This window comes from Bradyrhizobium uaiense (genome assembly GCF_010811875.1).
GTDB classification, from domain to species: Bacteria; Pseudomonadota; Alphaproteobacteria; order Rhizobiales; family Xanthobacteraceae; genus Bradyrhizobium; species Bradyrhizobium uaiense.
Window position 1 is genome coordinate 37,042 of record NZ_VKHP01000001.1, and the last position, 14,673, is coordinate 51,714.

9 protein-coding genes are annotated in these 14,673 nt (G+C 57.8%); 8 read left to right on the forward strand and 1 reads right to left on the reverse strand.

Annotated elements, in window-relative coordinates; genetic code table 11:
• Positions 1 to 3 precede the first annotated feature (3 nt).
• The 6 genes from FNJ47_RS00130 (at position 4) to FNJ47_RS00155 (ending at position 9,485) form a co-directional block, all read left to right on the forward strand.
• Positions 4 to 792, forward strand: a complete 789-nt coding sequence (locus FNJ47_RS00130) for an ABC transporter permease (RefSeq protein ID WP_163149264.1) — start codon at positions 4 to 6, stop codon at positions 790 to 792.
• A gap of 311 nt (positions 793 to 1,103) precedes the next feature.
• The gene (locus tag FNJ47_RS00135) at positions 1,104 to 3,143 is read left to right on the forward strand and encodes a carbamoyltransferase family protein (protein WP_163149391.1); all 2,040 of its coding nucleotides are present in this window, start codon (positions 1,104 to 1,106) and stop codon (positions 3,141 to 3,143) included.
• A 157-nt stretch (positions 3,144 to 3,300) separates the two neighbouring features.
• The gene (locus tag FNJ47_RS00140; protein ID WP_163149265.1) at positions 3,301 to 4,407 is read left to right on the forward strand and encodes a nodulation protein NodZ; all 1,107 of its coding nucleotides are present in this window, start codon (positions 3,301 to 3,303) and stop codon (positions 4,405 to 4,407) included.
• A gap of 1,177 nt (positions 4,408 to 5,584) precedes the next feature.
• Positions 5,585 to 6,421, forward strand: a complete 837-nt coding sequence (locus FNJ47_RS00145; RefSeq protein WP_175068333.1) for an SDR family oxidoreductase — start codon at positions 5,585 to 5,587, stop codon at positions 6,419 to 6,421.
• A gap of 176 nt (positions 6,422 to 6,597) precedes the next feature.
• A complete protein-coding gene (gene nifA, locus FNJ47_RS00150; protein ID WP_163149266.1) occupies positions 6,598 to 8,424 on the forward strand; it encodes a nif-specific transcriptional activator NifA in 1,827 nt (608 codons plus the stop codon).
• Positions 8,425 to 8,642: 218 nt separating this feature from the next.
• Positions 8,643 to 9,485: an electron transfer flavoprotein subunit beta/FixA family protein gene (locus FNJ47_RS00155; protein ID WP_163149267.1), complete on the forward strand. Its 843-nt coding sequence runs from the start codon at positions 8,643 to 8,645 to the stop codon at positions 9,483 to 9,485.
• A 94-nt stretch (positions 9,486 to 9,579) separates the two neighbouring features.
• On the opposite strand, the gene tcuC is transcribed toward FNJ47_RS00155, so the two are convergent.
• Positions 9,580 to 10,932, reverse strand: coding sequence for an MFS transporter (gene tcuC / locus FNJ47_RS00160; RefSeq protein WP_163149268.1), 1,353 nt, complete (start codon positions 10,930 to 10,932; stop codon positions 9,580 to 9,582).
• Between the two features lie 1,078 nt (positions 10,933 to 12,010).
• On the opposite strand from tcuC, the gene FNJ47_RS50130 reads away from it, so the two are divergent.
• Together FNJ47_RS50130 and FNJ47_RS00170 are read left to right on the forward strand one after the other, a co-directional pair.
• Positions 12,011 to 13,234 carry a GFA family protein gene (locus tag FNJ47_RS50130; RefSeq protein WP_235999229.1) on the forward strand — a complete coding sequence of 408 codons (1,224 nt, stop codon included), beginning with the start codon at positions 12,011 to 12,013 and terminating at the stop codon, positions 13,232 to 13,234.
• Positions 13,235 to 13,239: 5 nt separating this feature from the next.
• Entirely contained in the window at positions 13,240 to 13,926 is a 687-nt protein-coding gene (locus tag FNJ47_RS00170) for a 2OG-Fe(II) oxygenase (RefSeq protein WP_163149270.1), read from the forward strand.
• Positions 13,927 to 14,673: the final 747 nt, after the last annotated feature.

Genomic DNA, 14,673 nt, shown 5'->3' on the forward strand with positions numbered 1-14,673 from the left:
GTGATGGGTGAAAGTTATGCGGCGGTGATGCCCACTAACGCGTACAACTGGATCGCGGTATGGCGCCGGAACTTCCTAGCATGGAAGAAAGTGGCGCTTGCATCGATTCTCGGCAACCTCGCAGATCCCTTGACCAATCTGTTTGGCCTCGGCTTTGGCCTTGGGCTGATCGTGGGGCGCGTTGAGGGGACGTCGTACATCGCGTTCCTGGCGGCAGGCATGGTCGCGACCAGTGCCATGACGTCCGCGACCTTTGAAACCCTGTATGCAGCCTTTGCACGCATGGACGCCAAGCGTACCTGGGAAGCAATCCTCTCCACTGAGCTCACGCTTGGCGATATCGTTTTGGGTGAACTGGTGTGGGCGGCCAGTAAGTCCGTTCTGGCCGGAACAGCGATCGGGATCGTCGCTGTCACGCTGGGTTATGCATCATGGCTATCCATTCTATATGCGATGCCAACAATCGCCCTTACTGGCCTTGTCTTCGCCAGCCTGGCGATGGTCGTCATATCTCTTGCGCCAAGTTACGATTACTTCGTATTTTACCAGACACTTGTTCTTAGTCCTATGGTGTTCTTGTGTGGCGTGGTCTTTCCGACGAGCCAACTGCCCGGCTCATTTCAGCAATTCGTCGGCTTGTTACCTCTCGCACATTCGGTCGACCTTATTCGCCCAGCGATGCTTGAACGCGGTGTCGACAGTGCTGTCCTGCATGTCGCTGCGCTCTGCGTTTACACGGTCGTGCCCTTTTTTGCGTCGATAGCAGTATTTCGGCGCCGTCTGCTGCGTTGACGTGAGTTCAGCGAGAATGGAGAAATTCACAGTCAGATGCGTCGTGCGGTAGCTCGGGATGACCTGGTCTGTCGCAGCGGCCGCTGCAATGGACTTGAGAGGCCGCGATCGAGCAAGGTCTCTGGCCGTCTGTTCGGTCGATCGGTGCGGACGGCTGCACCGCTACATTCTGAGCGCCTGTCGCTAAGCGCCGAGACGGATTTGCAAAGTTGTATTGTGTTGTCTGGCCCGCGCACCCGACGGAGCGTGACCGCACAGATCGGATAGGTGGAACGCAGTTGTCGTTCCGCCATGATCAAATGGAGAGCTGGTTGTTGTGCCTAGGAATAAGTGGTGGTCTTGACAGAATCTATGAAAGCTCGCCGGAGTTGCCGAGTACATTTCTTCACGATGGCGCTGCGGTTCTTGTGCAGGATGGCCGCGTGATTGCTGCCGTCGAAGAGGAGCGCCTCAACCGCGTCAAGCACTCCAACAAGTTGCCGAGCAACTCCATCCGATACTGCCTTTCTACCGCAGGAGTTGAGCTCGGCGAGATCGACCGTATCGCGTTCTACGCGACTGAAGCCTACTGCAATACAATGCTCGAGCGTCTTTCTGTTTCCAAGCCCGTTCCGTTGGACGCCAAACTGTTGATGCGCCAGCTGCTGGCACGGGAGTTCGACGCCGAGATCGATCCGTCGCGGCTTTCCTTCGTAAATCACCACGAAGCGCATGCCGTGAGCGCGTTTGCCATGTCGGGGTTCGAACAAAGTCTCATTTTTACGATCGACGGTAGTGGCGATTTTCTCTCCGGCTTATTGGCGGTGGGGTCTGGCATCGAAATTGCGCAACTTGCAAGCTTCCCGGAACGTAACTCCCTGGGGCTGTTCTATCTCGAGACGATCCGATATCTCGGCTACGGGTTGTTCGACGAGTACAAAGTGATGGGGCTTGCCCCGTATGGCGATCCCGCTCCCTATCGCGAACTCTTCGCGCAGTTCTACGAGTTGTTGGACAAGGGTGGCTATCGCGTTCACCTGGATCGGATCGCTCCGGCCCTGGTCCGCCACATCGAGGTTCGGCGAAACGGAATGCCATTCACCCAACAACATCGAGATGTCAGCGCTTCGCTGCAGGAGGCGCTGGAGCGGATCGTGTTTCACATCCTGCGGCACCATCGTGAAGCGACAGGCATAGCACGCTTGTGCCTGGCTGGAGGGGTAGCCCATAATTGCACGCTGAACGGTAAGCTGCTTTATTCCGGCCTATTTGACGAGATTTTTGTTCAACCCGCGGCGCACGACGCCGGTTGCGCGCTCGGCGCTGCATTGATCGTGTCAAATGAGCTGGGCAGGCCGGCGCCGCGCGAGCGACTGCCGGACGTTTATTGGGGGCCCGATCTCGGCAATGAGCAAGCCGTGGAGCGTGAGCTCAACGCATGGTCTGGCCACCTCGACATTCAACGAAGTGATGACATAGCATCCAGTGCGGCAGACTGGATGGCAAATGGCGCTGTAATCGGCTGGGTTCAGGGCCGCTCTGAGTTCGGCCCACGCGCGCTTGGTAACCGCAGCATTCTTGCGGACCCGCGGCCAGCCGATAACAAGAATCGAATTAACGAGATGGTCAAAAAGCGCGAGAGTTATCGTCCGTTTGCGCCGTCTGTACTGGTTGAGCATGCGAGCGAGTTCTTCGAGCTTCCAGGCGGCACGAGGGAGCTGCCGTTCATGAACTTTGTGGTTCGCGTGCGTGAAGCCCAGCGTAGCGTGCTCGGTGCGATCACGCACGTTGACGGGACCGCTCGGCTGCAAACGGTGTCGCGCGAGACAAACCCCGCTTATTGGGATTTAATCAACGAGTTCAAGAAGCGAACTGGAATACCGATTCTTCTAAACACGTCGTTTAACAACAATGCCGAGCCGATCGTTGATTCGGTGTCAGACGCGATTGTAACGTTCTTGACGACCGATTTGGACGGACTTGTGGTCGGGCCGTTCCTGGTCAAGAAGCGGACGGCAACATTGCAGGATTGGAGCGCACTGGGCGTTTCATTGCCACCCTACGCATCGCTTCATCGTGTCCGCTCTCACGTAGCGGTAGATCGTCAGGAGACGGTCTGCGAGATCCGCACGGGACATTCCGCCTACGATAGTATGCGCATCTCACATGAGCTTTTCGAGATGTTGATGCGGGTCGAGGGCGAGGCGTCGCTCGGCTGGCTGCTCGACGCAACCATGCTGGGCCAGGCCAAGCGTGAAGATCTCGTGAAGGAATTGCGGCTCGTGTGGGAGCTGCGAGGCATTCGTCTGCATCCGCCGCACGCGGCCTGTGACCGCAATAAGTGTAAAGCAAAACATATCCGTAACTTATGAGCGTGGCCATGCCTATGCCTGCATGTGAGGAGGCCAGGCCGTCCGACGCACGGAGGGGGCATCGGGCATCCGGCTGAAATCGGCACGTCGCCGCAACGCCGCTCAAGAAAAGACGGAAAGTGTTGCGGGATCTCGGCGCATCACGGATAGCACTGATATGAAGTTCTACCGACGCAGCTCGCCGGCACCGCAATTTCAGACCGCGACGTCGGACGAGATGATACATGAGATGTCTGCCATGGCGTCTTTTGTCCAACCAGGAGCCCGGGAGGAGGCCATGCAGAGCGGTTCGAAGAATGATAGGTTCGTAGTTTCCCGACGACGTACGGGATTCGGCGACTGCCTGTGGTCGCTGGCGGCTGCTTGGCGTTTTGCACAGCGGACCGGGCGGAACCTGGTCATCGATTGGCGGGGGTCTTGTTATCTCGACCAGCCGTTCATCAATGCCTTTCCAGTGTTCTTTGAACCAGTTCAGGACATTGCCGGCGTACGGGTGATTTGCGACGACCAGATCAATCAGCGCTCGTTTCCAGGACCATTCTTCCCGAGTTGGTGGAACAAGCCATCGATCGACTGCGTCTATCGGCCGGACGAGCAAATTTTCCGAGAGCGCGACGAACTAGATCAATTGTTTCAAAGCCAGCAAGACAGCGATGCGAACACTGTCGTTTGTGACGCCTGCCTGATGTGGCGCTGCGATCAAGAAGCAGAACGAGAAATCTTTCGGAGCATTAAACCGCGCCCTGAGAGTCAGGCCCGGATCGATGCCATTTATCGCGAGCACTTTGAGCCATACAGTATGATCGGCATTCATGTTCGACACGGCAACGGCGAGGACATTATGGGGCATGCTCCGTATTGGACCGATCCGGAGCGCGCCCTGCGACAGGTCTGTAATGCGATTGAAAGGGCCAAGGCGTTGCCGCACACAAAACCCGTGAGGGCGTTCCTGTGCACGGACAGCGCGCACGTCCTCGAGCAGGTTTCGGCGATATTTCCTGATGTTTTCACGATTCCCAAGCGCTTCAAGCCGCCTCAGGCCGGACCGTTGCACAGCGGGGCGCTCGGAGCCGAGGGCGGCTTTGCCGCCCTTACCGAAATGTATCTCCTTGCGCGGTGCGACACTGCAATTCGTTTTCCTCCGACAAGCGCTTTCACACGCTATGCACGCCTGTTTGCGCCACGCGTCATAGAGTTCGACCTCAACGATCCGGGCCGACTAATCTTGATTGAAGAAGCCTCCCAAGAGGTCGTGACGGCATGAACGTCGTAGCTTGCCTCATTGATCTGATGGCCGCTCTTTGCATCAAAAAGTGCTATCACGTGTTTTCAGGGCGTAAAATCGTTGGCGAAGTGGCCGCTGGCAGCGAGGTTACCCTGGAGGACGCTAATCCTCGGGAGTGCGAAGCTCAACGTCGATCAACAATTGCCCCGCCGCGCTAAAAAGGTGCGCGCCAATCTCCGTCTTCGCCTCGCGCGAACCTTGGGAATTCGGCTTCCTGACGTCGGACAAGGCTGCGCTCCCATATCACCGCGGCCGACGTTAGACGGGATGGTATGCATTGATGCTTGCTCCTCGGGAGGTCGAGCAGCGCCATGCTCTGAAAAATGAGCCAACAGTGCCTCCTTTCCAGGACCTCGAAGGCGCGGGTGTGGCTTGCGACAGTCTGATGCCAGGAGCTTTCCGCCGTTGGCAGCTGAAGTGTAGGACGTAGAAGGTGCTGGCCCGCTGAGCGCGCATCTTCGTCTTCCGCGGTCGCCGGAGCGATCTTGTGAAGGTGTCTGGCACGCGTGGCAGGGAGTATACTTGTTCACCAAAAGGCTAGGGAGAAGGAAGAATCATCGGGACATCGGTCGCGGGTGAACCGGAAACGATCTCTCCGGCGTAGCTGAACTATCTGTTGGCCAGGATCGATTGGCGCAACGGCCCTCAAGGCCGTCTGCCGCTCGCTCGCCCAACTGACGCAGGCGCGACCGGGGACGCCGTTCAGACAATCAGCGCACCGGCTCACGATACGCGAAAGGAATTCGCGGCGATGTGCGACTGTCAAACGGGCCAGTGCGTGACAGGTCGGGCAGCTGTAGGGAATCGGACGTGCCAGGATGATAACGTCAGTTTCGGATCGCTGAACGGCGCGGCTAACAGGCCTGACCGTACCGACCGATCGTTGCTCCGCGACAAATGCTGCCCAGCTGTCGGATTCGCGGTTGCGCAAGCAGGAAAGAGCGCGCGCTTCCAGGCCCGTATCCATCCAGGCGAGCGCGTGGTTCCGACATTTTTGTTGCTAACATGCCATTGTTGTCGCAAAGCGAATGCGCCGTTGCGAACCTGCCAAGCGTTCTGCGACACCAGGCCGCAAAGCCGGAGCGGCGTTGCCTCAGTTATGGTGGCCCAATTCCTGCTTGGAGTGCGCGAGCACGCAACAGGAGAGGAGGTGGGCGTGGGTCTCGATTTGCCAAATGACGATCTGATCCCGAGCCCGCTGCTGGCGATGCACTCGACTTGTCCGTTTCATGCCGATAAAGCCGGCGTGCATCGAGGAGAAGGGAAGACGATGCTTCTAACCGGCGCATCGCGCGGAATTGGTCACGCTACTGCCAAGCTGTTTTCAGAAGCCGGCTGGCGTATCATTTCTTGCGCGCGCCAGCCGTTCGACGGCGAGCGCTGCCCGTGGGAATCAGGGAACGAGGATCATGTCCAGATCGACCTCAGCGACCATCGAATGCTGCCGCGCGCGGTGAGCGAGGTGAAGAAACGTTTGAGCGGCGGAGTGTTGCACGCCCTGGTGAATAATGCCGGGATTTCGCCGAAAACACCTAATGGGGATCGGCTAACGTCCTTGACGACGTCCACCGAGACTTGGATGAGGGTCTTTCATCTCAATCTCGTGGCTCCGATCCTGCTGGCGCAGGGTTTGTTTGACGAGCTGAGAGCTGGGTCAGGATCGATCGTCAATGTGACTTCGATCGCCGGATCGAAGGTGCATCCGTTTGCTGGAAGTGCCTATGCGACGTCGAAGGCGGCGCTTGCAAGTCTCACACGCGAAATGGCACATGATTACGCGCCGCACGGCATTCGTGTGAATGCGATCGCTCCCGGCGAAATCGGGACGGACATGTTGTCGCCCGAAACCGCAGCGCGTCTTGTGCCCACTATCCCGCTGCGCAGAGTGGGAACGCCCGATGAGGTGGCCAAGGTCATCTTCTTCCTGTGCTCAGATGCTGCGAGCTACGTCACGGGAGCCGAGCTGCCGATCAACGGTGGGCAACATCTGTGATCGGCCTCGCCTTGCGAGGCAGCTGACTTGAGCTGCAGCAGTGGAACGTGCGTTCTACGCTGACGTCGGGCATCCATTCCGCAAAAGAAACGCACTGAAAGTTTATCGTCGTGCCACGAAAAGCTGTTACGCTTCTACGGCGTCTCGTCAACACTTGGCCCTAGATCGAGAATGACATGCCTAACGAAGCTCGCAAACCAGAACAAGTCGCCAGGGAGGATGATCAAAACAACGGAGACCGCCTCATGCTGCATATCGCTTCCGCACGCGAAAGGCCTGCCTCAGAAGTGGAGCCGCAACACGAGCTCTCCGTCGAGCCATTGCGCGAGAGCGCACTGACCGGCATCTTCGAAATATCGAAGATACTGACCGCTCCTTGCCGGCTTGAAGTCACCTTGGCCCAAGTTCTCGAGCTTCTGCAATCGTTTGTGCAGATGCGACACGGCATCGTCTCACTGTTCGACGATGACGGGATGCCAGACATCACCGTGGGCGACGGCTGGAGCGAAGGCAGCGACGAACGGTACCGGATGCGCTTGCCCCGGAAGGCGATCAACCAAATCGTCGCGGAGAACCGGCCTCTTGTCGCCGAGGATGTGTCAGCCGAGCCGGCATTCAGCGCTGCCGACCTCGAGGTGCTGGGCGCCTCGGATAATACACCCGTCTCGTTCATCGGAGTGCCAATTCGCATCGACCCCAAGGTCGTGGGTACGCTGACAGTCGACCGTATCCGCGACGAAAGGTCGAGTCTCCGGCTCGATCACGACACACGGCTGCTTGCCATGATCGCCAATTTGGTGGGACAGACAGTGAAGCTGCACCGCTTGTTCGCCTGCGACCGCGAACGGCTGATGGTGGAGAAGGACCGGCTACAAAAGCAATTGTTCGAGCTTAGGCAGCCTGCACGGGATCGTAAGAAGGTCCACGTTCATGGCATCATTGGCGACAGCCCGGCGCTCCGTGGGCTTCTCGAGAAGATCGCGATCGTAGCCAAATCGAACAGCACGGTTCTATTGCGCGGTGAATCCGGGACCGGAAAGGAACTGGTAGCCAAAGCTATTCACGAGTCGTCACCTCGAGCCAAGCGGCCCTTCGTCAAACTGAATTGCGCGGCGCTGCCTGAGACGGTCCTGGAGTCCGAATTGTTTGGCTATGAAAAAGGTGCCTTCACCGGCGCGTTCAGCTCGCGCAAGGGGCGCTTCGAGCTTGCTGACAAAGGGACACTATTTCTAGACGAGATCGGCGAGATTTCGGCGCCGTTCCAGGCGAAATTGCTGCGAGTTCTGCAAGAGCAGGAGTTCGAGCGCGTCGGCAGCAACCAGACCATCAAGGTCGATGTTCGTGTCATAGCGGCGACCAACAGGAACCTGGAAGAGGCCGTAGCAAAGAGCGAGTTTCGCGCAGACCTTTACTATCGGATCAGCGTCGTTCCTTTGCTCCTGCCGCCGCTGCGTGAGCGGCGCAGTGATATTCCGCTGCTGGCCAGCGAGTTTCTCAGGAACTTCAATAACGAGAACGGGCGTACGCTGACCTTGGATGCGAGCGCGATTGATGTGCTGATGAATTGCGGCTTTCCCGGAAATGTCCGAGAGCTCGAAAACTGCATTCAGCGCACGGCGACGCTGTCCGCCGGGCCAGCGATCGTGAGAAATGATTTCGCTTGTTGCCACGGCCAATGTCTTTCCGCCATGCTGTGGAAAAGTACATCGGAGGAGATGATCATGCCGGCGGTCCCGACCACGCCGGTACTGGCTAAGTCGATCACTCCGCTACCTGAAGCGACCGCGCCGGCTCCGCCAGGCGGCAGCGAGTTGGCCTCGCTGGCTGCTCCTCCCGGCACGGTCCTCGTAAGTGGCGCGAAGATCGCCGATCGCGAGCGAGTCATTGCAGCCATGGAAAAATCTGGATGGGTGCAGGCAAAAGCAGCGCGCTTGCTAGGGCTAACGCCGCGTCAGATTGGTTACGCGTTGAGGAAATACGGAATCGAGATCAAGCGGTTTTGAGCGCAAGGATCTTGGCGTCACTTGCCTGACGTGCCCGGCGGCGGCACGGCGCTGTCGCGGCTTCGACGCATGTCGGTATTCGTCCCTCACAAAACCGCGCCAGGTCGCTCGATCGGCTCCGTCCAGGCCTTTGTAATGGCGAGCACAGTCCACGGAGAGTCGCTGTGGTACGAGACTTGCTGTTCTCTTCGCAGTGTCGTAACTTCTGGAGCAACTCCGTGCACAATGTCGTCTGCATCAAACAGGTTCCCGACTCTGCACAGATTCGCGTGCACCCCGTTACCAATACGATCATGCGTCAGGGTGTGCCGACCATCATCAACCCATATGACCTCTTTGCGCTTGAGGCCGCGCTGGAACTGCGCGATCGGTTTGGCGGCGAAATAACCGTGCTTACAATGGGCCCGCCGTCGGCGGAAGACTCTTTGAGGAAGGCGCTGACCTATGGCGCCGATCGCGCCGTACTGCTCACCGATCGATGCTTTGCGGGCTCGGACACCCTTGCCACGACGTATGCACTGGCAACAGCCATCCGAAAGATCGGTAAGGAATATGGCCCGGTAAACCTCATCTTCACGGGCAAGCAGACCATCGACGGCGATACCGCGCAGGTTGGGCCCGGCATCGCAAAGCGCCTGGGCGTGCTGCAGCTTACCTACGTCGCCAAGGTCAGATCCCTGGATCTCGCCGCACACACAATCGAAGCGGAACGACGTTCCGAAGGTGGTATCCAGGTCCTGCACACGAGGCTGCCCTGTCTCGTCACCATGCTGGAGGCGACAAACCAGATTCGGCGCGGCGCGATGGCGGATGCCTTACGTGCCGCACGGGCGCCGATCGTGAAATGGAGCGCGCACGACGCAGGCGTTGAGGACATCTCCAAATGCGGTCTCAAGGGCTCACCGACCGTCGTCAAGCGAGTGTTCGCCCCCTCTGCACGCGCCGAGAAGGCGGCCTTGGTTGAGGCCACGGAGCAACCCGCGCAGGCGCTGATAGACGCTATTTTCAAGCATCAACCCAAGCTCGAAGCCGATCTTGCGGTATCAGCCCGTGATGCTTGATCTGGATAGAAGGTCAGTCAGACCAAAACACAAGTCCAGCTTCGAGATGGCGGTGACGACGAGGCGAAACCTGTCTGCATCCGGGAGCACCATGCTAGGGCGATGCCGTTTGCACGCCCAAGGTGCTGTCATTTGGTTCTGGGTGTGAACGGTCCGCGGTTCTCGACGGTTTGGCGGTGCCCCGATAGATGGTCAATGCCGCGATGATGCCGAGCGTGGCTGAAAACATCAGCCAATACGCCGGTGAAGCCTTGTCGTTGGTCCGCTCGATGAGCCAGGTCGAGGCCAACGGCGTAAAGGTCCCAAACAAGGCGGCCGCGAGTGCGAAGGCCAGGGAAAAGCAAGTTGTGCGCACATGCGCGGGCACGATCTCAACGAGCGCGCCCAACATAGTTCCGCTGTAGGTGCCAAAATAGAACGAGAACATCATCGCGACCGCCAACATCTTGCCGAAGGTGGGAGCGCTTACCAGCCAGTTCAAAGCCGGATACGCGCTCATCAATGCAAGGCCGGCAATGGCGAGCAGAACTGGCTTTCGGCCGATACGGTCGGAGACGGCGCCGCCAATTGGATTCCAGATGAAATTGGTCATGGCGACCAGGAGCGTCACCAGGAGAGCATCCTGAGCGGACAGCTTCAAGACTGTCTTGCCGAAAGTGGGCGTGTAAACGGTGACGAAATAGAAGGTCGTTGTGCTCAGGATCGCCATCATCATTCCGAGAACGACTATGCGCCAGCCGACCAGCGCCGAGGCAAAGATCTCGCGGGCTTTCGGATGCTTCTTCATCGCCAGAAATTCCGGCGTTTCCTCCAGTGTTCGACGAAGAAGGAAGATAAGCGGGATGATAAGGCAGCCGAGAAAAAACGGAATGCGCCACCCCCAGGAGGCGACGGTTTCGGCCGGCATCGACTCGTTCAGCAGGTAGCCCACGCTTGCCGCGACAAAGATCGCGACCTGCTGGCTGGACGATTGAAAGGATGTATAGAAGCCGCGATTGCCTGGGGTTGCGATCTCCGCCAGGTAGACTGAAACGCCGCCGACCTCGACGCCGGCGGAAAAACCCTGCAGCAGCCGTCCAGCCAAAACGATAATCGGGGCTGCAATGCCAATGGTCGCGTAACTGGGACAGAAAGCGATAATGACAGTGCCGATCGCCATGATCGATAGTGTGATGATCAGGCCTTTTCGACGGCCGATCTGATCGATATAGGCGCCGAGGACGATTGCGCCTACTGGACGCATTAAGGCACCCAACCAGAACACGCCGAAAGTGTTGACCAACGAGGCTGTTTCACTTTCGGATGGGAAGAAGGCTCGTCCGATAGCGCTGGCGTAAAAGCCAAACAGGAAAAAGTCGAATTGCTCGAGGAAATTGCCGCTGGTTGCACGCAGGATCGCATTGACGCGCGATTTAACCGTCCCGTGCTGAATAAGTGTCTGTGACAAGCGAGTTTCCTTCCCGTCAAAAATGGCCGGTTCGGAAAACCTCACGCCAGCCCAATTGCATCAGGCCGTGACTTTGTCATTGGTGACATTACCGGCCGAGCGGAAGGCGCCTGATCTTTTCGGCGTATTTTCGGCGATAATTAGATTAGTGCACATATTTCAGCGCCGGTTCGCGGAGCACCAGCAGATCTCGACGCCAATTGCCGCAAGCGCACTTCACCTCAAACAAGAATTGACGAATACCTGAGGCGATTCGCCGGCTCACGGCAGCTATGAGGCTTGTTCGGACATTCTGGCGGTCAAGGACGTATGCCCCTCGTGGGCAGAGGCTGGCACTTATTCGCTGCTCGATTTCCGACAGCCATGCAAACCGTGTCAGACTCAAGACACCTGTCCTGACGAGCCGGCATGAACGTTTTACCAAACTATTCCGAAACTTATGGCGCGAGACCAGGGTTGGCACGGCGATTGCTGGAAACGTGCAAGACCACAGGAGCGGACGAGTGCAGGCGGAACGGGTAAGAGCAGCGGCGGTGTTTTCTCAGACGCTCGTGGGGGCGAGCTGCCGACATCTCGCGCAGATCGTGGCGGAAGCTCCTAAGAGCGCGGTAGACACGCCTCCTTCTAGAAGCGCTGTCCCAAGCGCGTAGCCAGTCAAAAATGAGCAATGAGCAGAAACCGCGGGGATTCGATGCATCTTGCGACCGACGTCAAGCGAGGCTCGATCGCGCAAACAGAGCCCCCTCCTGTGATGCAAAATCCCGATGCTTTTGGGCGGGCCAATAACTCACCATGAATCTGCGCGTGATGCCTGGAGGCGCCAACTATGCGCGGAATTGGACTGATCTGGATCGTAGTCCGACAGAATTATCGCCGCTTCAATCAATGGGCGTGCTCCATGTGTGAACAGGATTGGGCTCAAGACGCCCGGCTAAGGGGGCCGCGAGGATGCAAAGAGCAGAGTTCGCCTCGGAGGCGACGGCGATCATGCGCCATCGCGCCAACTAGCTCGTCTGTCTCGACTGGCCAATAGCTGGTCCCGACGAGAATTCGCTTCTTCAGGGCTCGTTCTCCCCTCATGGCTATCGTCCAAATGACGTCTTCTCAAGCTTCTCGATTTTCGCCGGATCAGCCTCCGCAGAGTTTTTGTGCGCATTTGACTGAGCGTGCGCGAGCTCTGTTTGGCGCGCATCCCTTTGCTGAGGAACTGTCCGAAGAGCAGGTTGGTAGCCTGCTGCCTGAATACCTGGCGATGTCACAGGCGTTTCCCTACCTGCAGGCAGGGTCGCAAAAAGATCTCATATTCGATGCAATGCATCATAATCGGGATCTTCCCAGGGATATTGAACTGACCAGCGTCGTCGCTAATTTCATTTGTTGGGACGAGACGGGCGGCTATGGCCGAGTTCTCCAGGGTGGCAAGGCGGCGCTACCCGATATTCTGCTGACCGAAAATTTTCACTCAAATCTGTTTAGAAGGGATGCATCGCGACTGCTCGGCAGAGCAATACGTCCCAACTATAGCGCCACGACGAACCGGTACCTGCATTCTCTCTATGACGGATTGTCAGCGAAAGATCCCGTGGTGCGTTGCGCCTACATGGTCGCTTTTGAGCTGCACGCTGCGGAGATGATCCAGGCGCTGTGGACCACCACGGTCAAAACCTTTGATGCGAGGCCTGACGATCTTGAGTACTTCCGCAGCCACGTCGGTGGAAAAGATCCGGCCGAGAAGTATCATGGAGAAATGACATGCCGCCTCATTGGCGAACTTGTCGCGGCTGACCGCAATGGTTTCTTTTTGGACGAGTTCGATCGAGCCTATCGACTGAACTTGCAGTGGTGTCACGATCTGCTCCGGATTGTCTCACTTGAGCAAAATGACCGATCTGAAATCGAACACCGTGGCCATTGTCATTGTGGTTCTGTCAAATTCCGCGTCCGGGCGCCGCGGCAGCTCTCTGCAGTTCGATGCAATTGCTCGATCTGCCGGATGTCTGGATTTATGCACTTGCTGGTACCTGGCGATAGGCTCACGATCGAATGCGGCGAAGAGTTCCTCACCACTTACCAGTTCAACAAGAACATCGCCCGGCACACGTTTTGTCGGGTTTGCGGCGTCAAGCCATTCTATCGGCCGCGGTCGAACCCCTCCGGGTTCAGCGTCAATGTTCGATGCCTGGATAAAACAACGATCGAGGGCATCAAAATAGACGAGTTCGATGGCGAGCATTGGGAACAAGCATTCAGCTCGATGCAACCAGGACCCAGGCTGTGCATCGAAGAACCAACCCCGGAGTGAACTCAATGGCGCGTTCAGCACATGACAAAAAGGGCCTACTTTCAGAAGAGGCTCTGACGAAATTCCGCGTAGAGCTCTTGGTGAAGGGTACGATCGTGATCGGCTCCCAGACGTTATTTACACAGGATGAACTGGCGAGGATCAATCAGCTGCAGGCTGAGATTCCCGAAGAAGAGGTGCGGTTGGGAGATGCCGGCGACTCGCACAACGTCTTTGTCAAACGCGTAAGGGTGGACCCGCCCGGCCGCAGTCCCAGCAATGTGGATGGCGCAGCGCCGAGGCAAATCATCGATCTGCTTGAAAGGAAAGACCGCGGATTCGCATTAAAAACGATCCTGGGAGCATCGTCGGATTATGTGATTCGCAGATGCCAGTTGCATCGTATGCCTCCCGGTTCGTTTGTTGGCATCCATTTGGATGCCGAGAGCGATCCAGACTTTGAGTACTCCGTAATTGTGCAGCTCGCGCAAGATTTTGAGGGTGGCGAATTCGTCGTATATCCGAGCGCGTACGAGCAGCAGGTATTTCGACCACCATTTGGTGCGGTGCTTGTCACAACATGTAGGCTGCGGCATGAGGTGAAGCCTGTATCCGCCGGGGAGCGCCGGTCGCTGGTCTACTTCTGTTCGAAGCGCAGCGGCACAAACCGACGCGTCATCGAAAGCTCTACCAGCGGCCATGAAGCAAGTTAGCTCGAGTACCTGCGAGTAAGTTGAGTGGCGCGGAGGTCTCACGCTGAGTTCGGCAGATCGCACCCATCTTGCAGAAGATCTGTCCTGCGAAGCGGTTTGTCGCTGCGGAACGCGCTGTCAAATCGGATCCGCCGAAGACCGTCGGCGAGAGCCATTCGGAAAGGAATGACGTGGTGACCCGTCAAGGTCCCGCAGCGAGCTCGCGCGCACAAAGGGGGCGTCGGCCGTTCCAGAGTCCACCGGAACGAGGTGACGAAGACGTTGGTCAAAGTGGGAACCGGGCGCTTCGAGCAGTGAACACGTTTTTGCTGGGTCCATCTGTTTTGGAGGGCCAGTGCGGAGATGCGTTCGTTGGGCGCCGATCGTCAGCTGATCCGCCCGCTGCAATGAGCGTGGCGGTAGATGGTGGAATTCAGCGACCGAAATTGCTCTGGCTTAAGGGAGTCGGCGCAAACACCCGCGCGGACAGGCTGCTCCTCGCCCAGGCTGCCAAAATGCTGAGCCGAGCCATGGAAGAAGCCACGATCGCACAACTTGCCTCATAAGAATACTGGGGCAACATCGCGGCACGTCCTCGTCACTGTTTTCGAACTGCGGGTGTTCCGGCGCGTGCTCGACCGTGTTGTCGCGCCGCTCGTAGAAAGCTGCGGGCTCGTCAGGTTCTCGACAGCTATCCGGTCTAGCAAAGCAGGCGGATGCTGGGACCATTTGGGACGGTCTGTGCGAAACTAGGGTTTAGTGCAAAGG

Bases quoted from the DNA above. Each gene is read 5' to 3' on its own strand.
- FNJ47_RS00130 (WP_163149264.1), top strand. From the start codon at position 4: ATGGGTGAAAGTTATGCGGCGGTGATGCCCACTAACGCGTACAACTGG.
- FNJ47_RS00170 (WP_163149270.1), top strand. From the start codon at position 13,240: ATGGCGCGTTCAGCACATGACAAAAAGGGCCTACTTTCAGAAGAGGCT.
- nifA (WP_163149266.1), top strand. From the start codon at position 6,598: ATGCCTAACGAAGCTCGCAAACCAGAACAAGTCGCCAGGGAGGATGAT.
- FNJ47_RS50130 (WP_235999229.1), top strand. From the start codon at position 12,011: ATGGCTATCGTCCAAATGACGTCTTCTCAAGCTTCTCGATTTTCGCCG.
- FNJ47_RS00140 (WP_163149265.1), top strand. From the start codon at position 3,301: ATGAAGTTCTACCGACGCAGCTCGCCGGCACCGCAATTTCAGACCGCG.